The sequence below is a fragment of the Streptomyces sp. NPDC006332 genome (genome assembly GCF_040612855.1).
In the GTDB taxonomy this organism is placed as follows: Bacteria; Actinomycetota; Actinomycetes; order Streptomycetales; family Streptomycetaceae; genus Streptomyces.
The window spans coordinates 22,488-44,053 of the sequence record NZ_JBEXRA010000067.1 but is presented as its reverse complement, the minus strand read 5'-3'; the positions used below and the strand labels follow the sequence as shown (position 1 = coordinate 44,053).

Annotated in this window: 19 protein-coding genes; 3 read left to right on the top strand and 16 right to left on the bottom strand. The window is 70.4% G+C overall.

The genetic code is table 11. The features are described 5' to 3' along the window. Positions 1–150: 150 nt before the first annotated feature. From ABZ027_RS37900 to pgsA, 15 genes are all read right to left on the bottom strand, one after another. Positions 151–2,694: a RelA/SpoT family protein gene (locus tag ABZ027_RS37900; protein ID WP_356776637.1), complete on the bottom strand. Its 2,544-nt coding sequence runs from the start codon at positions 2,692–2,694 to the stop codon at positions 151–153. Between the two features lie 205 nt (positions 2,695–2,899). Then, the gene (locus tag ABZ027_RS37895) at positions 2,900–3,439 is read right to left on the bottom strand and encodes an adenine phosphoribosyltransferase (protein ID WP_356776635.1); all 540 of its coding nucleotides are present in this window, start codon (positions 3,437–3,439) and stop codon (positions 2,900–2,902) included. Continuing rightward, the gene (secF, locus tag ABZ027_RS37890; RefSeq protein ID WP_356776633.1) at positions 3,436–4,560 is read right to left on the bottom strand and encodes a protein translocase subunit SecF; all 1,125 of its coding nucleotides are present in this window, start codon (positions 4,558–4,560) and stop codon (positions 3,436–3,438) included. Before secF ends, ABZ027_RS37895 begins: the two co-directional genes overlap by 4 nt. Before the next feature lies 1 nt (position 4,561). Continuing rightward, complete coding sequence (secD, locus tag ABZ027_RS37885; RefSeq protein ID WP_356776631.1) at positions 4,562–6,337, bottom strand: protein translocase subunit SecD; 1,776 nt, start codon at positions 6,335–6,337, stop codon at positions 4,562–4,564. A gap of 130 nt (positions 6,338–6,467) precedes the next feature. Further along, a complete protein-coding gene (gene yajC / locus ABZ027_RS37880) occupies positions 6,468–7,007 on the bottom strand; it encodes a preprotein translocase subunit YajC (RefSeq protein ID WP_356776629.1) in 540 nt (179 codons plus the stop codon). 174 nt (positions 7,008–7,181) lie between these two features. Next, a complete protein-coding gene (gene ruvB / locus ABZ027_RS37875) occupies positions 7,182–8,252 on the bottom strand; it encodes a Holliday junction branch migration DNA helicase RuvB (RefSeq protein WP_356776627.1) in 1,071 nt (356 codons plus the stop codon). 32 nt (positions 8,253–8,284) lie between these two features. Next, positions 8,285–8,890, bottom strand: coding sequence for a Holliday junction branch migration protein RuvA (ruvA, locus tag ABZ027_RS37870; protein ID WP_356776625.1), 606 nt, complete (start codon positions 8,888–8,890; stop codon positions 8,285–8,287). Further along, entirely contained in the window at positions 8,887–9,453 is a 567-nt protein-coding gene (gene ruvC, locus ABZ027_RS37865; RefSeq protein ID WP_356776623.1) for a crossover junction endodeoxyribonuclease RuvC, read from the bottom strand. The genes ruvA and ruvC overlap by 4 nt, the downstream gene beginning before the upstream one ends. A gap of 200 nt (positions 9,454–9,653) precedes the next feature. Next, entirely contained in the window at positions 9,654–10,406 is a 753-nt protein-coding gene (locus ABZ027_RS37860) for a YebC/PmpR family DNA-binding transcriptional regulator (RefSeq protein WP_356776621.1), read from the bottom strand. Positions 10,407–10,454: 48 nt separating this feature from the next. After that, positions 10,455–11,063 (bottom strand): pyridoxal 5'-phosphate synthase glutaminase subunit PdxT, encoded by a 609-nt coding sequence (pdxT, locus tag ABZ027_RS37855; protein WP_356776619.1) that lies wholly within the window; start codon positions 11,061–11,063, stop codon positions 10,455–10,457. 6 nt (positions 11,064–11,069) lie between these two features. Continuing rightward, positions 11,070–11,981 (bottom strand): pyridoxal 5'-phosphate synthase lyase subunit PdxS, encoded by a 912-nt coding sequence (gene pdxS, locus ABZ027_RS37850; RefSeq protein ID WP_356776617.1) that lies wholly within the window; start codon positions 11,979–11,981, stop codon positions 11,070–11,072. A gap of 123 nt (positions 11,982–12,104) precedes the next feature. Next, entirely contained in the window at positions 12,105–12,647 is a 543-nt protein-coding gene (locus ABZ027_RS37845) for a hypothetical protein (protein ID WP_356776615.1), read from the bottom strand. A gap of 195 nt (positions 12,648–12,842) precedes the next feature. Beyond that, positions 12,843–14,012 carry a glycosyltransferase family 4 protein gene (locus tag ABZ027_RS37840; protein WP_356776613.1) on the bottom strand — a complete coding sequence of 390 codons (1,170 nt, stop codon included), beginning with the start codon at positions 14,010–14,012 and terminating at the stop codon, positions 12,843–12,845. Beyond that, positions 14,009–15,013: a phosphatidylinositol mannoside acyltransferase gene (locus ABZ027_RS37835; RefSeq protein ID WP_356776611.1), complete on the bottom strand. Its 1,005-nt coding sequence runs from the start codon at positions 15,011–15,013 to the stop codon at positions 14,009–14,011. The genes ABZ027_RS37840 and ABZ027_RS37835 overlap by 4 nt, the downstream gene beginning before the upstream one ends. Further along, complete coding sequence (gene pgsA, locus ABZ027_RS37830) at positions 15,010–15,756, bottom strand: phosphatidylinositol phosphate synthase (RefSeq protein ID WP_356776609.1); 747 nt, start codon at positions 15,754–15,756, stop codon at positions 15,010–15,012. The genes ABZ027_RS37835 and pgsA overlap by 4 nt, the downstream gene beginning before the upstream one ends. 378 nt (positions 15,757–16,134) lie before the next feature. Between pgsA and ABZ027_RS37825 the strand changes: the two genes are divergently transcribed. Together ABZ027_RS37825 and ABZ027_RS37820 are read left to right on the top strand one after the other, a co-directional pair. Next, complete coding sequence (locus ABZ027_RS37825) at positions 16,135–18,333, top strand: elongation factor G-like protein EF-G2 (RefSeq protein WP_356776639.1); 2,199 nt, start codon at positions 16,135–16,137, stop codon at positions 18,331–18,333. 198 nt (positions 18,334–18,531) lie between these two features. After that, positions 18,532–20,190: a hypothetical protein gene (locus ABZ027_RS37820; protein ID WP_356776607.1), complete on the top strand. Its 1,659-nt coding sequence runs from the start codon at positions 18,532–18,534 to the stop codon at positions 20,188–20,190. A gap of 78 nt (positions 20,191–20,268) precedes the next feature. Here ABZ027_RS37820 and ABZ027_RS37815 read toward each other — a convergent pair whose 3' ends face one another. Continuing rightward, complete coding sequence (locus ABZ027_RS37815; protein ID WP_356776605.1) at positions 20,269–20,829, bottom strand: HIT domain-containing protein; 561 nt, start codon at positions 20,827–20,829, stop codon at positions 20,269–20,271. A 66-nt stretch (positions 20,830–20,895) separates the two neighbouring features. On the opposite strand from ABZ027_RS37815, the gene ABZ027_RS37810 reads away from it, so the two are divergent. Continuing rightward, complete coding sequence (locus ABZ027_RS37810; RefSeq protein ID WP_356776603.1) at positions 20,896–21,558, top strand: ion channel; 663 nt, start codon at positions 20,896–20,898, stop codon at positions 21,556–21,558. Positions 21,559–21,566 lie beyond the last annotated feature (8 nt).

Below are 21,566 nucleotides of genomic sequence, written 5' to 3'. Positions count from 1 at the left end.
GTCTCCAGCAAACGGGTAATCGGGGATTTCGAGGGCGGGGAGCACCACGCGGCAACAGAGGGGGACCCGTACTTCGGTACGGGAGCCCCTTCTCGTGGCACTGCGGGACGCCTAGCCCTGCGGGACGCGTAGCCCCGCGGGACGCGTCTCCTACGACCGGCTGCGCGCCGATGTCACCCGGTACACGTCGTACACGCCCTCTACGCCCCTGACCGCCTTCAGGACGTGCCCGAGGTGCTTGGGGTCGCCCATCTCGAAGGTGAAGCGGGAGGTGGCGACGCGGTCGCGGGAGGTCTGCACGGCCGCGGAGAGGATGTTGACGTGCTGGTCGGACAGGACGCGGGTGACGTCGGAGAGGAGCCGGGAGCGGTCCAGGGCCTCGACCTGGATGGCGACCAGGAAGACCGAGGACTGGGTGGGCGCCCACTCCACGTCGAGGATCCGCTCGGGCTCGCGGGACAGTGACTCCACGTTCACACAGTCGCTGCGGTGAACCGATACGCCACTACCCCGGGTGACGAAGCCGATGATCGGGTCGCCGGGCACCGGCGTACAACAGCGGGCGAGCTTGACCCACACGTCGTCTACGCCCTTGACCACCACGCCCGGGTCGTTGTTGCTGCGCCGCTTGCGACCGCGGCCGCGGGACGGCGGGACCGACTCGTCGATCTCCTCGGTGGCCGCCTCCTCGCCGCCGAGCGCCTGGACGAGCTTCTGCACGACGTTCTGCGCGGAGACATGGCCCTCACCGATCGCCGCGTACAGCGCGGAGATGTCCGGGTAGCGCATCTCGTGGGCGAGCGTCACGAGGGAGTCGCCGGTCAGGATCCGCTGGATCGGCAGGTTCTGCTTGCGCATCGCGCGGACGATGGCGTCCTTGCCCTGTTCGATCGCCTCGTCGCGGCGCTCCTTGGAGAACCACGCCCGGATCTTGTTGCGGGCCCGCGGCGACTTCACGAAGTTCAGCCAGTCCCGGGACGGGCCCGCCCCGGCGGCCTTGGACGTGAAGACCTCCACCAGGTCGCCGTTGTCCAGGGTCGATTCCAGCGGTACGAGGCGTCCGTTGACGCGGGCTCCTATGGTGCGGTGGCCCACCTCGGTGTGCACCGCGTACGAGAAGTCCACCGGCGTGGCACCGGCCGGCAGCGCTATCACGTCGCCCTTGGGCGTGAAGACGAAGACCTCGTTGCGCGACAGGTCGAAGCGCAGGGACTCCAGGAACTCGCCGGGATCCTCGGTCTCCTTCTGCCAGTCGAGGAGCTGGCGCAGCCACGCCATGTCGTTGAGGTGGTCGTCCTTGCCGGTGGTCCTGGGCTGGTCCGAGCGCACTTTGGAGGTGCCGGCGACGGCCTCCTGCTTGTACTTCCAGTGCGCGGCGATGCCGTACTCGGCGCGGCGGTGCATGTCGAACGTGCGGATCTGCAGTTCGACCGGCTTGCCGTTGGGGCCGATGACCGTCGTGTGCAGCGACTGGTACATGTTGAACTTGGGCATCGCGATGTAGTCCTTGAACCGGCCGGGGACCGGGTTCCATCGCGCGTGCACGGTGCCGAGGGCCGCGTAGCAGTCGCGGACCGTGTCGACAAGTACCCGAATACCCACCAGGTCGTAGATCTCCGCGAAGTCACGGCCGCGGACGATCATCTTCTGGTAGACGCTGTAGTAGTGCTTGGGTCGGCCGGTGACGGTCGCCTTGATGCGGGCGGAACGCAGATCGGCCTGGACCTCGTCGGTCACGACGGCCAGGTACTCGTCACGTTTCGGTGCCCGCTCGGCCACCAGCCGTACGATCTCGTCGTACATCTTGGGGTAGAGGATCGCGAAGGCGAGGTCCTCCAGTTCCCACTTGATGGTGTTCATGCCCAGGCGATGAGCGAGCGGCGCGTAGATCTCCAGCGTCTCGCGCGCCTTCTTCTCCTGCTTCTCGCGCTTGAGGTAGCGCATGGTGCGCATGTTGTGCAGGCGGTCGGCGAGCTTGATGACCAGGACGCGCGGGTCCTTGGCCATGGCGACGACCATCTTGCGCACGGTCTCGGCCTGCGCGGCCTCGCCGAACTTGACCTTGTCCAGCTTGGTGACGCCGTCGACGAGCAGGGCGACCGAGTCACCGAAGTCGCGCCGGAGCTGGTCGAGGCCGTACTCGGTGTCCTCGACGGTGTCGTGCAGCAGGCCGGCCATGAGGGTGGCCGGATCCATCCCCAGCTCGGCGAGGATCGTGGTCACCGCGAGCGGGTGCGTGATGTACGGGTCGCCGCTCTTGCGCTTCTGGCCGCGGTGCCAGCGCTCCGCCACCTGATAGGCCTTCTCGATCTGGCGCAGCGTCGAGGTCTCGATCTTCGGGTCGTTGCTGCGCACTATCCGCAGCAGCGGCTCCAGGACCGGGTTGTACGGATTGGACCGCTGGACACCGAGTCGGGCGAGGCGGGCGCGGACGCGGTTGGAGGAACCGGAGCGGGCGGGCTGGCCCGCGGCCTGGCGGACAGCGGGCGTGTTCACGGGGCGCTGGGACTCGGCCGGCTTGGGGCGTGGCTCCTCGGCAGGCTTCTCGACGGGCGCGGCCTGGGCGTGCTGGACCGGCCCGCGGCTGTCGTTCGTCGCCCCGGGAGCGTTCGTCCCGTGCGGGGCGGGCTTCGCCGCGGGCGCCGAGCCGGGCTCGGGCTTGGCGGCGATAAGGGGCTGGGCCTCGTCTGGCAAGAGGACTCCTCGTGCGCGATCCGGGTCCCCCGGTCAGGCTCCGGAGACCCCATGGTAGCGATCCCGTGCCTCAGGATCGCCTTCAGGCCACTGTGAGGACCGTCTACCCGTGTAACGCGAGGGACGGGCGCCGGATTCCTCCGGGCCCGTCCCTTGCGATGAGCGGCGGGCGGCTCCGGGATGTCCCCCCGGTGCCCGCGGTGCCTCACACCTTGAGCAGCGCCTCCAGCGAGGCACCGGCCAGAGCCGGTTCCAGGCGGGCTCGGCCGCCCAGGAAACCCAGCTCCATCAGGACGGCGAGGCCCGCGACCTCGGCGCCCGCGCGTCGGATGAGCTGGATCGACGCCTCGGCGGTGCCACCGGTGGCGAGGACGTCGTCGACCACCAGAACACGATCGTCCGAGGAGAGGTCCTCCGCGTGCACCTCGATCTCGGCGGAGCCGTACTCCAGGTCGTACGCCTGGCTGAGGGTCGCCCCGGGGAGCTTGCCCGCCTTGCGGACGGGGACGAAGCCGAGACCGGAGCGGACGGCGACCGGGGCGCCCAGGATGAAGCCACGGGCCTCCAGACCGACGATCTTCGAGGCGCCGGTGTTCACGGCGATCTCGGCGAGGGCGTCGGTGAGCGCGGTGAACGCCGCCGGGTCCGCCAGGAGCGGGGTGATGTCCTTGAACATCACGCCCGGCTCCGGGTAGTCGGCCACGTCACGGATGCGGCTGAGCAGGAGCTCCTTGATATCGGTCACCGGCGCTTCCCTGACGGACGGCCGCGGCCTCGGCTGCGGGACGCGGGCTGGTTACGGGGGCCGACCACCGCGTGAGCGGCGTCGCCGTCCTCCGGCTCGTCGACGAGCGGCTCGTCGGTGACCCGGTCGCCGGCCGGCTCGCCCTGCGCGACGGCCTGGGCGCGCTTGGCGAGGACACGCTTCTTGAGGGCCTTGATCTTCGGCTCGCGCTCCTTGAGGTCGGCGACGAGCGGCGTGGCGATGAAGATCGAGGAGTACGCGCCGGCCGCGAGGCCGACGAACAGCGACAGCGAGATGTCGTTCAGCATGCCGGCGCCGAGGAAGCCGCCGCCGATGAACAGCAGGCCGCCCACCGGCAGCAGGGCCACCACCGTGGTGTTGATGGAGCGGACCAGGGTGCTGTTGATCGAGCGGTTGGCGATGTCGCTGTAGGTCCAGCGGGTCTGCTTGGTGATGTCCTTGGTCTGCTCCTTGAGACTGTCGAAGACGACGACCGTGTCGTAGAGCGAATAACCCAGGATCGTCAGCAGACCGATCACGGTCCCCGGCGTGACCTCGAAGCCGACGAGGGCGTAGATGCCGACGGTGATGGTGATGTCGTGGATCAGCGCGACGAACGCGGCGACCGCCATGCGCCATTCGAAGGCGATCGCCAGATAGATCACGACCAGCACCAGGAAGATGCCGAGGCCCTGCCAGGCCTTGTTGGCGATCTGTTCGCCCCAGCTGGGTCCGACCAGCTCAGCGGTGACGTCGTTCTCCGAGACGTTCATCTCGCGGGCCAGTTCCGCCGAGACCTGGTCGGCCTTGTCGGTGTCGATGCCCGCGACCTGGATCCGCAGGCTGCCGCTGCCGAGCTTCTGGACGATGGCGTCGTGACCGGACGCCTCCTCCGCGAACGTCTCGGCCTGGGCGACCGAGACGGTCGTGTGCTTCGGGGTGGTGAAGACGGCGCCGCCCTGGAACTCGATGCCCATGTTCAGGCCGCGCACCCCGAGGCCGACGATGGCCGTGATGGTGATCAGGATCGAGATGCCGTACCAGATCTTGCGGTTGCCGACGAAGTCGTAGCCGACCTCGCCACGGTGCAGTCGGGCGCCGAGGTTGCCGAGCTTCGACATCTCACGCCTCCTTCGGGTCGACAGGGCCGGCGGCGGGGGAAGAGGGACGGCGTGTGCGGCGCAGCGGTGGCTTGGCCCCCAGTGCCTTCGGGTCGAGGCCGGACCACTTGTGGCCGTTCGCGAAGAACTTCCTGCGGGCGAGGATCGTCATCAGCGGCTTGGTGAAGAGGAAGACGACCACCACGTCGAGGACGGTCGTCAGACCGAGCGTGAAGGCGAAGCCCTGGACCTTGCCGACCGTGACGATGAACAGCACCGCGGCGGCCAGGAAGGACACGAAGTCGGAGACCAGGATGGTGCGCCGGGCGCGTGGCCAGGCCCGCTCGACGGCGGGACGAAGCGTACGGCCCTCGCGGATCTCGTCACGGACGCGTTCGAAGTACACGATGAACGAGTCCGCGGTGATACCGATCGCGACGATGGCACCACACACGGCCGGCAGGTTCAGCGCGAAGTTGATGGTCGGGCCGAGCAGCGCCATGATCACGTACGTCAGTACGGCGGAGACCAGCAGCGAGGGAATCGCGATGACCGACAGCCCCCGGTAGAAGATCAGCAGGTAGATGACGACCAGCGCGAGACCGATGGCGCCGGCGATCAGACCGGCGTGCAGCTGCTCGCCACCGAGCGCGGCGGTCACCGTGGTGACGCTGTCCTCCTTGAAGGTCAGCGGCAGCGCGCCGTACGACAGCATGTTGGCCAGGCTCTGGGCCGACTCCTGGTTGAAGTTGCCGGAGATCTCCGCGCTGCCGCTGGTCAGCGCCTGGCTGACGGACGGGTCGGAGACGACGTCGCCGTCCAGGACGATCGCGAACTGGTTCTGCGGGGGCTGGTTCTGGGCCAGCTTGCCGGTGATGTCACCGAACTTCTTGGCTCCCTTGCCCGTGAAGTCCATGGTGACGGTCCAGCCGGCACCGGTCGTCGTGTTCAGGACGGCCTGGGCCTTGTCCACGTCGGTGCCGTCGACCTCGGCGGGGCCGAGAACGTACTTCTGCCACTGGCCACCCGAGTTCTGGCCGCAGGCCACGATCGGGTCGGTGGGCCGGGTGCCCTTGGCGACGGCGGCGCGGACCTTCTTGTCGGTGCAGTCGAGCGCGGCGTACTGCGCCTGGAGCTTGCTGGAGGCGTCGGAGGCGCCGCCGCTCGCCGACGGGGACGCGCTCGGGGACCCCGAGGCGCTGCCCGACGGGGTGGCGTCGGCCTTCAGAGCGTCGCTGACCGCACGGCCCTGCGAGGTGGGGCTCCCGGACGGGGAGGCGGAGCTGCCGGACTTGTCCGTTGCCTTGTCCGTCGCCTTGTCAGTGGCCTTGTCGCCGCCCGAGGCGCTGCCGGACGGGCTCGGCGACGGGCTGGCCGTGCCGGGGGCGCCGGAGACCTCGGTGGTGAGGACCGGCCGGAAGTAGAGCTTGGCGGTGGTGCCGACCTGATCCCGGGCTTCCTTGGAGTTCGTGCCCTTGGGGATGTTGACGATGATGTTCGAGTTGCCCTGGGTCTGAACCTCGGCCTCCGAGACACCAAGACCATTGACACGGCGGTTCATGATGTCGACCGCGGTGTCCATGTTGGTCTTGTTGATCGCGGATCCCTGACCGGGCTCGGCTTCCGCCCGCAGAGTGATGCTCGTTCCCCCGGCGAGGTCGATGCCGAGCCGCGGGGTGGTGTGCCCGGACCAGAACATTCCTCCGGTGAGCGCCACGATGGCGATCAGGATCAGGGCCAGCGAGCGCCCTGGCTTGCTCTGGGCACTCGCGTTGCGGCCCCTTTTGGGTGCTGCCACCTTCTCGTACTCCCTCTCGGGCCGCCTCGCGCCGGATCAGCGGGCGAGCGGCCATGGCATGGTGTCGGGATTCCCGTGCGAGCCGCGCAGGTCCGGGCGTGCGAGGCGGCCCCGCGCGCCTCGGATGCGCCTACTTCGCCTCGGAGTCGCCGCCGGTCTTCTTCGGCTCCCCGTCCGTCTTCGCCTCGGCGGCCTCGGTCTCGGCCTTGGTGCCGTCCTCGGTCTCGGTGTCGGCCGGAGCGTCGGCGGGCTCCGCGGCCGTGTCCTTCTTGCCGAGGTCGACGGACTTGTCGTCGGAGGCGGCGGCGTCGTCGGCGGACTCGTCGCTCTCGGTGAGGGAGGAGGCGTCGTCCGGCACGAGGTCGGGGTCGGACTTCAGGTCGTGCTCGATGCCGTGGACGATGCGGTTGTACTCGTCGTCGGTCAGCACGGCGCCGATCGAGTTCTTCGCGAAGAGGAGGTCGACGCCCGGACCGGCGTCGAGGAGGACCGTGTCCTCGTTGACCTCCTTCACCGTTGCGTACATACCCCCGATGGTGCGGACGCCACTGCCGGGCTGCATATCGTTCCGCATGTTCGCGGCCGCCTGCTGCTTCTTCTTGGCGGAACGGGTCATCAGGAACATGGCCCCGATGAGCACGATGAACGGGAGGAGGGTCACGAGACTCACGGGTCGGTACTTCCTTCACGCGACCGCGATGTGAGCGGCCTGATGGTTGGGGGTGTGTGCGCCGTCGACAAAGGCGGCATCGGCGGAGTCTAAGCGAGTCCGCGCGCAAGGAACAACGCTCAGCATGGCACCGGGGTTCCTGCTCGGGCCAATGTGCGCGCCGTGACCGCGCCATCACGTCCCGAACAAGTCCTGTTGTCCGTTTCCTGTGCCTGCCTGGCGGGGCGGGGTGAGACCGAGATGCTCCCATGCGGCGGGCGTGGCGACCCGGCCGCGCGGGGTGCGGGCGAGCAGTCCCTCACGGACCAGGAAGGGTTCGGCGACCTCCTCCACGGTCTCGCGCTCCTCCCCCACCGCGACGGCCAGCGTGGACAGGCCGACGGGCCCGCCGCCGAACAGCTTGAGCAGGGCCTGCAGGACCGCGCGGTCGAGACGGTCGAGGCCGCGGACGTCGACCTCGTACACCTTCAGCGCGGCCGCCGCGATGTCGCGCGTGATGATCCCGTCGGCCTTGACCTGGGCGTAGTCCCGGACCCGGCGCAGCAGCCGGTTGGCGATGCGGGGGGTGCCGCGGGAGCGGCCGGCGATCTCGGCGGCGCCGTCGGCCCCGATCTCCAGGTCGAGCAGGCCCGCCGAGCGGTGGATGACGCGCTCCAGTTCGACGGGTTCGTAGAACTCCATGTGTGCGGTGAAGCCGAAGCGGTCACGCAGCGGGGGCGGCAGCAGGCCCGCGCGGGTGGTGGCGCCGACCAGGGTGAAGGGCGGCAGTTCGAGGGGGATCGCGGTGGCGCCGGGGCCCTTGCCGACGATGACGTCGACGCGGAAGTCCTCCATCGCCATGTAGAGCATCTCCTCGGCGGGCCGGGACATGCGGTGGATCTCGTCGAGGAAGAGGACCTCGCCCTCCTGGAGGGAGGAGAGGATCGCGGCCAGGTCGCCGGCGTGCTGGATCGCCGGACCTGAGGTGATGCGGATGGGGGCGCCCATCTCGGCCGCGATGATCATCGACAGGGTGGTCTTGCCGAGGCCGGGGGCGCCGGAGAGGAGCACGTGGTCGGCGGTGGCGCCGCGCGCGCGGGCGGCGCGCAGGACGAGGTCGAGCTGCTCGCGGACCTTCTCCTGGCCGATGAACTCGTCCAGGTCCTTGGGGCGCAGGGCGGCCTCGACGGCCTGGTCCTCACGGTCGGCGACAGACCCCACCAGCCGCTCGGAGGCGGTCTCATCGGTCGTGTCGTCCCAGTTCATGTGTCCCTCGGTCTCGTACGGGCGCGGGTGGTTCAGCGAGCTCGGTTCAGGGTCTGCAGGGCGGCCCTCAGCAGCTGTCCGACCTCGGGTGTGCCCTCGGTGGCCTCGGCCTGGGGCGCCACCGCGGACACGGCCTCGTCGGCCTCGCGGGTCGCGTAGCCGAGGCCGATCAGAGCGGCGTGCAGCTGGTCCCGCCAACCGGTGGTGACCGCCGTACCGACGGCGGGAGCGCCGAGGGGTTCGCCGAGGCGGTCCTTGAGCTCCAGCAGGAGCTTCTGGGCCCCCTTCTTGCCGATGCCGGGGACGGCGGTCAGTGACTTCTCGTCTCCGGTCGCGACCGCCCGGCGCAGGGCGTCCGGCGAGTGCACGGCGAGCATCGCCTGGGCGAGCCTCGGTCCCACCCCGCTCGCGGTCTGCAGCAGTTCGAAGGTCTGGCGCTCGTCGTCGTCCGCGAAGCCGTACAGGGTCAGCGAGTCCTCCCGTACGACAAGGGAGGTGGCGAGCTTGGCCGGCTGGCCGAGCCGAAGCGTGGAGAGCGTGTTCGGCGTGCACTGGACCGCCATGCCGACGCCGCCCACCTCGACCACGGCCGCGTCGGGAGCGAGTGCGGCGACCGTGCCGCTGACGAAGGCGATCATGGCGTGCGGCCTTTCGACGGGAGCGGGGACCTGTGGGCGGCCGGTGCTCTGGTGGCGTGCAGGGCGACGGCCTGCTGGAGTCGGTTCTGGGCGGGGGCCCGCCAGATGTGGCAGATCGCGAGCGCGAGGGCGTCCGCGGCGTCGGCCGGTCTGGGTGGTGCGTCGAGCCGCAGCAGACGCGTGACCATCGCGCCGACCTGCGCCTTGTCGGCGCGCCCGCTGCCGGTGACGGCGGCCTTGACCTCGCTGGGCGTGTGCAGGGCGACGGGGATCCCGCGGCGGGCGGCGCACAGCATGGCGACGGCGCTGGCCTGGGCGGTGCCCATCACGGTCCGGACGTTGTGCTGACTGAACACCCGCTCCACGGCGACGAATTCGGGCCGGTGCTCGTCCAGCCAGCGCTCGATGCCCTGCTCGACGGCGACGAGCCGCTGCCCCAACTCGGCGTCGGCCGGGGTCCGTACCACTCCGACGCCGAGCATGGTCAGCGGTCGTCCGGCAACGCCCTCCACCACACCGACACCGCATCGGGTCAGCCCCGGGTCGACCCCCAGTACGCGCACCCGCCCCTCCCCTCCTTGCGGCTGAACCGCCGCCGCTCTCGCGGACCTGGCTGAGCACCGCCGGGGTTCCTCCGTGGATGGTCGGGTCCGCGGGCGGTGATCTTTGACTGCCGCCAGGCTATCCCTTGCCACCGACAACGACGGCGGGCCGGCGGGTCGGGACCCACCAGCCCGCTGATCTCGCTCCGCCCGCGGCGGCGTTACGCGTCGACCTTCTCCATGACCTCGTCGCTGACGTCGAAGTTGGCGAACACGTTCTGCACGTCGTCGCTGTCCTCGAGCGCGTCGATCAGCTTGAAGATCTTCTTGGCGCCCTCCTCGTCCAGCTCGACCTGCATGGTCGGGACGAAGTTGGCGTCGGCGGAGTCGTAGTCGATCCCGGCGTCCTGGAGGGCGGTGCGGACCGCGACCAGGTCGGTGGCCTCGCTGAGCACCTCGAAGGACTCACCGAGGTCGTTGACCTCCTCGGCGCCCGCGTCCAGGACGGCGGTGAGGACGTCGTCCTCGGTCAGCTCGCCCTTGGGGACGATGACGACGCCCTTGCGGTTGAAGAGGTACGACACCGAGCCGGGGTCGGCCATGGAACCGCCGTTGCGGGTCATGGCGACACGCACGTCGGAGGCGGCGCGGTTGCGGTTGTCGGTGAGGCACTCGATGAGCACGGCGACACCGTTCGGGCCGTAGCCCTCGTACATGATGGTCTCGTAGTCGGCGCCGCCGGCCTCGAGGCCACCGCCACGCTTGATGGCGGAGTCGATGTTCTTGTTCGGAACGGACGACTTCTTCGCCTTCTGCACGGCGTCGTACAGCGTCGGGTTGCCCTCGAGGTCCACACCGCCCATCCGCGCCGCGACCTCGATGTTCTTGATCAGCTTCGCGAAGAGCTTGCCGCGCTTGGCGTCGATCACGGCCTTCTTGTGCTTCGTCGTGGCCCATTTAGAGTGGCCGGACATCTGCCTGTCTCCTTCGCGTAACCCATCCAGATACGAACGCCAGAGATCCTACAAGGACTCCGCTGCCCGGTTGGCGCGGACCATGTCGACGAACAGGGAGTGCACACGGTGGTCGCCGGTCAGTTCCGGGTGGAACGACGTGGCCAGCGCGTTGCCCTGGCGTACCGCGACGATGTGACCGCCGTGCTCGGCGAGCACCTCGGCCTCGGCGCCGACGGACTCCACCCAGGGGGCACGGATGAAGACGCCCTCCACAGGATGGCCTGAGATTCCCCGGACGTCGACAGCCGCCTCGAAGGACTCGTTCTGACGTCCGAAGGCGTTGCGGCGGACGATCATGTCGATGCCGCCGATCGTCTCCTGGCCCGAGCGTGGGTCGAGGATCTTGTCGGCGAGCATGATCATGCCGGCGCAGGTGCCGTAGACGGGCAGGCCGTCCCGTACGCGGCCGCGGAGCGGCTCCAGCACGCCGAACAGGGCGGCCAGCTTGGAGATGGTGGTGGACTCACCGCCGGGGATGACCAGGCCGTCCACCTCGGCGATCTCCTCGGGGCGCCGCACCGGCCGGGCCACGGCGTCGGCCGCGGCCAGGGCGATGAGGTGCTCCCGCACATCGCCCTGGAGTGCCAGGACGCCTATGACAGGTGCGTGGGTCATGAGTGGTTACCAGCCGCGATTGGCGTAGCGCTCGGACTCGGGGAGCGTGTCGCAGTTGATGCCGACCATGGCCTCGCCGAGGTTGCGGGACGCGTCCGCGATGATCTTCGGGTCGTCGTAGAACGTGGTCGCCTTGACGATGGCGGCGGCGCGCTTGGCCGGGTCGCCGGACTTGAAGATGCCGGAGCCGACGAACACGCCCTCGGCGCCGAGCTGGCGCATGAGCGCGGCGTCGGCCGGGGTGGCGACGCCGCCGGCGGAGAACAGCACCACCGGGAGCTTGCCGAGCTGGGCGACCTCCTTGACGAGCTCGTACGGGGCGCGCAGGTCCTTGGCGGCGGCGTACAGCTCGTTGTTGTCGTAGCCGCGCAGCCGGGCGATCTCGTTCTTGATCTGGCGCAGGTGGCGGACGGCCTCGACGACGTTGCCGGTGCCGGCCTCGCCCTTGGAGCGGATCATCGCGGCGCCCTCGGCGATGCGGCGCAGGGCCTCGCCCAGGTTGGTGGCACCACAGACGAAGGGGGTGGTGAACGCGAACTTGTCGGAGTGGTTGACCTCGTCGGCCGGGGTGAGGACCTCGGACTCGTCGATGTAGTCGACGCCGAGGGACTGCAGCACCTGGGCCTCGACGAAGTGGCCGATGCGGGACTTGGCCATGACCGGGATGGAGACGGCTTCGATGATGCCCTCGATCATGTCCGGGTCGGACATCCGGGCGACGCCGCCGTCCTTGCGGATGTCGGCGGGGACCCGCTCCAGGGCCATGACGGCGACGGCGCCCGCGTCCTCGGCGATCTTCGCCTGCTCCGGGGTGACGACGTCCATGATGACGCCGCCCTTGAGCTGCTCGGCCATGCCGCGCTTCACGCGCGCGGTGCCGGTCTCGGGAGCCTGGTTGTCGGAAAGCGTGGTGGACACGGGTGACCTCACTCGGTGAAAGAGGATTTCTGCAGCACCGAGGAAACGTGAGCGGACCAGGCCACAGCAAGGGCCAATGGGAAGGCGGTGGATCGTTTTCCGGCCGGGGTGGGCCGCGGTGGCCTAGGAAGGCCGGTCGGCCAGCGCCGCGGGCGACTCGTCGTCCATCTCGAACGCCATCGGGAACGGCGCGTGTCCCGCCAGCCGGAACCAGCGCACCTTGCGGTGCCGTCGCAGGGCCCGGGCCGCGCGTACGGCGTCGTTGTGGAAGCGCCGGGCCATCGGCACCCGGCGTACCGCCTCGGTGAGTTCCCGTGCGGCCTCCTCTCCGCCTGGTGCCTCACGGACCGCGTCCACCTGCGGTGTCTCGGCGAACACGGCCCGCAGCGCCTGGCTGAGCTCGCTCTCGGCGACCTCCCGTTGTTCCTCCTCGGCCTGCCGGGCGGCGTGCGCCGCCTCGTACAGGAGGATCGACGCGGCCGGATCGAGCACTCCGGAAGTGGCCAGCTCCTGGGTCACCGAGGCGCGGCGCAGCAGCTGGGCGTCGAGCGCGGCGCGTGCCGCGTCGATCCGGGCGTGCAGCCGGTCGAGACGGCCCGCGGTCCAGCTCAGATAGAGCCCGATGGCGAAGAGGGCTACCGCGATCCAGATGAGTGTCGACGTCACGGGCCGCAAGGCTACCCGTGCCCGGCAACACCTCGCGCCGAGCCGGAACCGGGGTCAACGGGCGGGCGACGCACACGGCCCCGCAGGCGGCCCACACGGCACGACCAGGGGCCCGGCACATCGGCCGAGCACACCTCCGCGCCCACCCCGCCCCAAGCCCGTACAGCCGCTCCTTAGCCCCGCCTCACCCGCACCTCAGTCCCGTGCCAGTCCGAGCCGCGCCCGCAGGCCCGGGCCCCGTTCGTCGTCCTCCGCGGCGACCGCCGCCGCCCCGGCCGTCACCGTCTCGTACACGGAGAGGATGTCCGCGCCGACCGTCGACCAGTCGAACCGCCGCACATGCGCGCTCCCCCGCTCGCTCAGCTCGGTCCGACGTCGCGGGTCGCCCAGGAGTCGTACGGCTGCCCGGGCGAGCGCGTCCGCGTCCTCGTTGGCGAACAGCTCGCCCGCCGCGCCCTGGTCCAGCACCTGGCTGAAGGCGTCCAGGTCCGAGGCCAGCACCGGGGCGCCCGCCGACATCGCCTCGACCAGGATGATGCCGAAGCTCTCGCCGCCGGTGTTGGGAGCGACGTACACGTCGACGCTGCGCAGGAAACGGGCCTTGTCCTCGTCGCTGACCATGCCGAGGAACTCCACGCGTGAGCGCAGTTCGGCGGGCAGCGACCTGACCGCCTCCTCCTCGTCACCGCGCCCGGCGACCAGCAGCCGGGTCGCCGGGCGCTCGGCGAGGATCCGCGGCAGCGCCTTCATCAGTACCGGCAGGCCCTTGCGGGGCTCGTCGATGCGGCCCATGAAACCGAGCGTGTCGCCCTGCCATTCGGGCCTGGGCTCGGCCCGGGCGAAGTAGTCGACGTCGACGCCGTTGGGGATCACCACCGCGTCGCCGCCGAGATGCTCGACCAGCGTGCGGCGGGCGTACTCGCTCACCGCGATCCGGGCGCTGATCTTCTCCAGCGCGGCCTGCAGGATCGAGTACGCGGCGATCATCGCCCGGGAGCGGGGGTTGGAGGTGTGGAAGGTGGCGACGATCGGGCCCTGCGCGGCCCAGCAGGCCAGCAGGCCGAGTGAGGGCGAGGTGGGCTCGTGGATGTGGATGACGTCGAACCGGCCGTCGTGCAGCCAGCGCCGCACCCGGGCCGCCGACAGGAAACCGAAGTTCAGCCGGGCCACCGAGCCGTTGTACGGCACCGGCACCGCGCGCCCGGCCGAGACGACGTACGGCGGCAGCGGGGTGTCGTCGTCGGCCGGGGCGAGGACGGACACCCCGTGGCCGAGACGGATGAAGTACTCGGCGAGATCGCGGATGTGGAACTGGACGCCACCTGGCACGTCCCAGGAGTACGGGCAGACGATGCCGATTCTCACGGGGTCCCCTTCTCGGGAGCCGAGGGGCCGGCCGCGGCATCCGCGCCGGAACCCCCGGCGACCGGATCCGCGGACGGGCCGGTCGGGCGCCCGGCGGAGGGTTCCCTCGCGGGGTCGAGATCAGCGAGCCACAGCCGCTGGAGCATGTGCCAGTCCTCCGGATGGTCGGCGATCCCGCCGGCGAACGCGTCAGCCAGCGCCTGTGCCATGACAGACGTCTTCTTGGCCCGGGTACCTGTCCCGGGTACCTCGACCGGGGGATGCACCCGGCCCCGCATGACCGGAGAGTCGTCGTACCAGAGCGTCACCGGCAGCAGCAGCGCGCCCGTCTGCTGGGCGAGCAGCGCCGGGCCCGCCGGGATGCGGGTGGTCTCGCCGAAGAACTCGACCTCGACGCCGGAGGACGACAGGTCCCGCTCGGCGACCAGGCAGACCAGGCCGCCGTCCCGCAGCCGCCGGGCCAGCATGCCGAAGGCGGTGCCGCCGCTGTGCGGCAGGACCTCCATGCCGAGGCCCTCGCGATAGGCGACGAAACGGTCGTACAGCGTCTCCGGCTTGAGTCGTTCGGCCACGGTGGTGAAGGGGGTCTTGAGCTTGGTGGTGACCCAGGCGCCGGCGAGGTCCCAGTTGGCCATGTGCGGCAGCGCGAGGATGACGCCCCGGCCGGAGGCGAGTCCGTCGGTGAGGTGGTGCACGTCCTGGGGGTCGAAGCCGTTCTTGACGCGTTCGGCGCTCCAGGCGGGCAGCCGGAAGGACTCCATCCAGTAGCGCAGGTAGGAGCGCATGCCCGCGCGGGACAGCTCGGCCAGGCGCTCGGGGCTCGCGTCGGGCACCACCCGCGCGTAGTTGCTCTCCAGGCGCAGCACGCCCTTGCCCCGCCGCTTCCACACCAGGTCGGCGATGGTCTGGCCCAGACGCACGGCGACCGGCTCGGGGAGTTTCTTGACCACTCCCCAGCCGAGGCCGTACAGCGCGTCGGTGACCCGCTCCTGCGCGCTCACTTCGCCGCCTCGCTCCCCTGCGTCCGCGTCCCCCGGTTCTGCTGCGCCCCCGGCTTCTCGGGTGTCCCGGGTGTCCCCTGGGCCCCCTGCGCCCCCTGCTCGTTGCCCGCCGCCTCCTCCGCCTCGGCGGACTCCCTGCGCACCGTGACGACCCGCTGGATCAGCGTGACCAGGCTGCCGACGGCCACGATCCACAGGGCGACGGGCAGCAGGTACTGGATGCCCGGCACGCCGAACGCGTGCAGACCCGCGAGACCGGCCGCGACCAGGGAGATCACCAGCCGTTCGGCCCGCTCGACGAGCCCGTTCACGGCGACCGGCAGGCCGATGGACTCGCCCCGTGCCTTGGTGTACGAGACCACCTGGCCGCTCGCCAGGCAGAAGATCGAGACCGCGCACAGGACGTTGTCGTCGCCGCCCCCGGCGTACCAGAGCGCGAAGCCGCCGAAGATCGCGCTGTCGGCGACCCGGTCCAGCGTGGAGTCCAGGAAGGCGCCCCAGCGGCTGGAGCGGCCGAGCTGGCGGGCCATGTTTCCGTCGACGAGGTCCGAGAACACGAAGAGCGTGATCACGATCGTGCCCCAGAAGAGCTCACCCCTGGGGTAGAAGACCAGCGCACCCGCGACCACCCCGGCCGTGCCGAGAAGTGTGACCGTGTCGGGGCTGACGCCCCGCCGGATGAGAAACGCGGCGAACGGCGTGAGGACACGCGTGAAGAATGCACGCGCGTACTTGTTCAGCATGGCCTTCCCGACGGTCGTGTGGCCGAGCGGCCCCTGCTGGCCACCGGCTGGCCCATCGTAGCCACGCGCGCGCACGAGTGACGGGCGGGCACTGTCGGTCCCGTGTCACCCGAGGCCGGCAGCGGGGCACGGTGGGATCAAACCGGCCCCGTCCTGGATGCGGTCCGGTCCCCCACGACTCCCCGCCCGCCCGCGCGCCGCACGCCCCCGCGCGATCGGTCCGCCGTATGGACGCACCGTGACGGGAGTGGAAAGCTCGAAGGACACCGCGGGCGTCGCCGGAGCCGCCACCGCTGGGGGTGCCCCCGGACGGAGTCTGGGGGAGGATCCCGCGTGTCCGCGCCCACAGTGACCTCACCGTGCACGGGAGGCAAGGCCATGGGCGACAAGGCGAACGCACACTCCGGAGCCGCCGGCAGGGCGACAGCGGCCGACCAACCCGCGTCCGTACGGAATGTGGTGCTGGTCGGCCACTCCGGTTCGGGCAAGACGACATTGGTGGAGGCTCTCGCGCTGACAGCGGGAGCGGTGAACCGGGCGGGCCGTGTGGAGGACGGCGGCACCGTCTCCGACTACGACGAGATCGAGCATCGGCAGCAGCGCTCGGTGCAGCTCTCCCTGGTACCCGTCGAATGGGGCGGATACAAGATCAACCTCCTCGACACACCCGGATACGCCGACTTCGTCGGGGAACTCAGGGCCGGTCTGCGAGCGGCGGACGCGGCCCTTTTCGTCGTCTCCGCCTCGGACGGGGTGGACGGCTCCACCCGCATGGTGTGGGACGAGTGCGCGGCCGTCGGGATGCCGCGGGCGATCGTGGTCACGCATCTGGAGTCGGCCCGGGCGGACTTCGAGGAGATGACCCGGATCTGCGCGCAGGCCTTCGGCGGCGACGACCCCGACGCCGTACTGCCGCTGTACCTGCCGCTGCGCGGCCCGCAGACCCCGGACGGGCACGCGCCGGTGACCGGGCTGATCGGGCTGCTGTCGCAGAAGCTGTTCGACTACGCCTCCGGGGAGCGCGAGGCGTCCGAGCCGGTCGAAGGGCAGCTGCCGCTGATCGAGGAGGCCCGCAACCGGCTGATCGAGGGGATCATCTCGGAGAGCGAGGACGAGACCCTCATGGACCGCTACCTCGGCGGCGAGCAGGTCGAGGTCGGGACGCTGATCGAGGACCTGGAGCGGGCCGTCGCACGCGGCGTCTTCTTCCCGGTCCTGGCCGCCGCCCCCGCGGCCGAGGGCGCCCGGGCGGGCCTCGGCACCGTCGAGCTGCTGGAACTGATCACCGGCGGCTTCCCGACGCCGCTGGAGCGGCAGGCCCCCCGGGTCACCACGGTGGACGGCGAGCCGCGCGAGCTGAAGCTGTGCGATCCGGACGGGCCGCTGGTCGCGGAGGTCGTGAAGACCTCGTCCGACCCCTACGTCGGCCGGGTCTCGCTGGTGCGGGTCTTCTCGGGCACGCTGCGTCCGGACGAGACGGTCCATGTCTCCGGACACGGACTCGCCGACCGCGGGCACGAGGACCACGACGTCGACGAGCGGATCGGCGCCCTGTCCGCACCGTTCGGGAAACAGCAGCGGGCGCTGACCCACTGCATCGCGGGTGATCTCGCGTGCGTGGCGAAGCTGAGCCGCGCGGAGACCGGGGACACCCTCTCCGCCAAGGACGATCCGCTGCTCATGGAGCCCTGGGAGATGCCGGACCCGCTGCTGCCGCTCGCCATCCAGGCGCACAGCAAGGCGGACGAGGACAAGCTCTCGCAGGGCCTGTCCCGGCTGGTCGCCGAGGACCCGACCATGCGGTTGGAACACAACCAGGACACCCACCAGGTGGTGCTGTGGTGCCTGGGAGAGGCGCACGCCGATGTCGCGCTGGAGCGGCTGCGCACCCGCTACGGCGTCCAGGTCGACGTCGTCCCGCACAAGGTCTCGCTGCGGGAGACGTTCGCGGGCAGGTCGGCGGGGCGCGGCAGGCACGTCAAGCAGTCCGGCGGGCACGGTCAGTTCGCGATCTGCGAGATCGAGGTGGAACCGCTGCCGGGCGGTTCCGGCATCGAGTTCGTGGACAAGGTGGTCGGCGGGGCGGTGCCGCGCCAGTTCATCCCGTCCGTGGAGAAGGGCATCAGGGCCCAGGCCGCCAAGGGAGTCGCGGCGTCCCACCCGCTCATCGACGTCCGGGTCACCCTGCTGGACGGCAAGGCGCACTCCGTGGACTCCTCCGACGCCGCGTTCCAGACGGCGGGCGCGCTGGCCCTGCGGGAGGCCGCGGCCGACGCGACAATCCATCTGCTGGAACCGGTCGCCGAGGTGAGCGTGCTGGTCGGCGACGACTACGTGGGCGCGGTGATGAGTGACCTGTCGGGGCGGCGCGGCCGGGTGCTCGGCACCGAACAGACCAGCGGGGGACGGACCTTGGTCAGGGCCGAGGTGCCGGAGATCGAGATCGGCCGGTACGCGGTCGATCTGCGCTCCCTGTCCCACGGCACGGCCCGGTTCAGCCGTACGTACGCGCGGCACGAGCCGATGCCCGCGCAGATCGCCGAGAGGATCCGTGAAGAGGTGGGCAGCGCCTCGTAGTCGGCGAGGGACCGGGCCTTTTGTGGAACGTTCCCTTCCGTGTAGGCGGGCGGCTTCGGCCGTCCGCTGACGGATATGGGCCCTTGCCCACCGAATGTCGGCACCTGCGGATACGCTGATGACCTGATCAACAGGTGTGCGGAGCACGGAAGTCGGGAAGGCCGCAGGTGCAGGGAGCGGCGGCGATCGGGGGCGGGAATGACCGTTGACGGCGGTTACGCGGACATCTTCGGTCCGCAGGTGCCGCGCACGGGCGACGGAGGCCAGACGTCGACGTTCGCGTTGGCGTCGGCGGCCTATCGGGACAGTCCGGTGGAGGAGATCCTCAAGGCCAACAACGAGTGGCACCAATCGGCCGTCAACGGCGGCCGCAAGTGGGCGAAGATCCTGCGCCCCAACCTGGGCGAGGCGTTCTCCACCGCCGTGGTCGCCCGCATGCTCGGCGCGGGCCGCAAGCCGCTCATCCAGTCCTTCGGCGCCGAGCCGCAGGTCGTGGTCGAGCACTGCCTCGCGGCGAACAACATCCGCCGGGACCGGGACAACCTGCTCACCATCGTCATGGTGCTGTGCGGGCTGCTGTTCCTGCCCGGTCTGTTGGTCTGGCTGCTGGTCTTCCAGATCCGTACCACCATCGCGAAACAGGAGGGCAGGGCCGGCGCGCTGGCCACCGCGCTGCTCGTGGCGGTGGCCGCCCTCGCCGTGCTCTTCCTGGTCAAGATGCCGTTCACGGGCTTCTGGGGCTGGTACGCGCGCGCTGCGGTGGTCCTGCCGGTGGTCGGCTGGTTCTGGGCCAAGCAGATCTGCGAGCGCACGGCGAAGGACCTGCGGGGGCGCTGGGACAGCCTGCTGTCCGGCAGCAGCGTCGGGGCGAAGGTGCCGGAGGCGGTACCGACCGGCCCGCGTGAGACCGCCGCCGAGCAACTGCGCCAGTCCCTCGCCCACTTGAGCGCGGAGCAGCAGTCCAACTCCGTGTTCTACGCCGGGCCCAAGGGGATACTCGGCATGGGCACCCGGTGGGGCAGCTGGCAGCTCGCCGAGGACCTGGTGGCCGCCGATCCCACCCGTGAGATCCACCCCTTCCGCAGCTGGGACGTCATACGCTCGATTCACGACCAGCTGCGGATGCTGGAGCGCGGCCCGCTGAACACCGGCGGTTTCCCGAAGCCGTCGATACGGCACTGGGTCGTCACCCCCATCGCGGAGAACGCGAAGGAGGTGTCCCGGCCCGGGGGCACGGACGTGGAGGCGTACCAGGTCAAGTCGCACGCCATCCAGGACATCTGCAACAAGCAGCAGTTCGGCGCGGGCGACCGGCACTACCTGGGCGTGCAGTGGACGCTGTGGGAAGGTCAGCTGGTCATCACCATGCTGATCACGGTGACGGTGCTGCACGAGACCCTGCGCATCGAGGTGACCGGGCACGCGCTGGGGCCGGTGCACGGGCTGTTCACCTCGAAGCCGGCCGCCAAGGAGAAGGAAGTCCAGAAGTCGGTGAAGTTCTGGGAGACCCGGAAGGTGCAGCTTCCGCTGGTCGACGCGGACGAGGTGGTCCGGCTGACGGCCCGGGCACCGCTGACCTGGTATCCGCCGCTGCTCAACTGGCTCGGCGGCAGCCTGGCCCTGCCCGAGCCCTTCGGACTGCGGCACGCCTGGGCGGACAAGCCGTGGCGGCACCGCTTCATGGCTGACGACGCGCTGCGGGCGGCGACGCCGGTGCTGAGGGTGGTGCACTCGGCGGCGATCCGGGTCCTGACCGAGAACGGCGTGGACACGGAGCAGTTCGGCACCCGGTCGGCGTTCCTGAGTACGGCGGTCCAGGACGCGTCACCGCGCAAGGCGGACCTGTACGACGCCTAGGCACGCCGGCACGGACACAGACACGAGGGGCCGCTCCCGAAAAGCCGGGAGCGGCCCCTCACTCGTCCGTCCTCGGGGTCAGGCCGTCGGCCAGGCCTCCGCCAGCATCTTCCGAGTGTCCGCCAGCAGCTGCGGCAGCACCCTGGTGTGGCCGACCACCGGCATGAAGTTCGTGTCGCCGCCCCACCGCGGGACGATGTGCTGGTGGAGATGGGCGGCGATACCGGCACCGGCCACGGTCCCCTGGTTCATGCCGATGTTGAAGCCGTGGGCGCCGGAAGCGGTCCGCAGAGCGGTCATCGCCTGCTTGGTCAGCGCGGCCAGCTCGGCCGTCTCCAGGTCCGTGAGGTCCGTGTAGTCGGCGACATGACGGTAGGGCACGACCATCAGGTGGCCGCCGTTGTACGGGTACAGATTGAGCACGGCGTAGACCTGCTCACCGCGCCGGACGACCAGTCCGTCCTCGTCGGACTTGGCCGGGATCGAGCAGAAGGGGCAGCCGTCGTCGGCACCCGGGCCGGTCGGCTTGTTCTCGCCCTGGATGTATGCCATCCGATGGGGCGTCCACAGACGCTGAAAGGCGTCCTGGGTCCCCACGCCCCACTGCTGCTCCGGCTCACTCGTCATGCAATGCAGCATATTGCTTCGCCCGTTCACGGCGTGTCGTCGGGGTTACGGGAACGGCGTCCCGGCCAAGCTGGGCCGATGGACGACGACAACCGGACGGCCCGCTGGGAACGGCGGGCGGGGATTCCGCTCGGGGTTGCCTCGCTGCTCTTTCTCGGCTCGTACGGGGTGCGGGTTCTGGGAGCGGGGCTGCCCGAGGTCGTCCTCGATCTGGCTCTGGCGGTCCTGTACGGTTCCTGGGCGCTGTTCATCGTGGACTACCTGGTGCGCTGGCGGCTGAGCGGCGAGGGGCCGGGTTTTGTGCACCGGCACTGGCTGGACTCGCTGGTCGTCGTGCTGCCCCTGCTGCGGCCGGTGCGTGTCGCGCGGGCCTACGACGCCATGCAGGGCCGCCGCCAGGGGGAGCCCCGGCTGACCCTTCAGGCACGGGTCATGCTCTACGCGGGCCTGTCGTCCACCTTGCTCGGGCTGTCCGCCGCCCTCGCCGTGTACCACTACGAGCACGCCGCCCCGGGGGCGTCGATCCGCACGTTCGGTGACGCGCTGTGGTGGGCGGTCGCCACACTGTCGACCGTGGGCTACGGCGACGCCGTCCCGGTGACGGCGATCGGGCGGCTGATCGCGACGCTGCTGATGGGCTGCGGCCTCGCCCTGCTGGGTGCGGTGACGGGTTCGTTCTCGTCGTATCTGATGCAGCGGTTCGCACGTGCCGGGGACGACGCGGGGCCCCCGGGACGCTGACGTCCCAG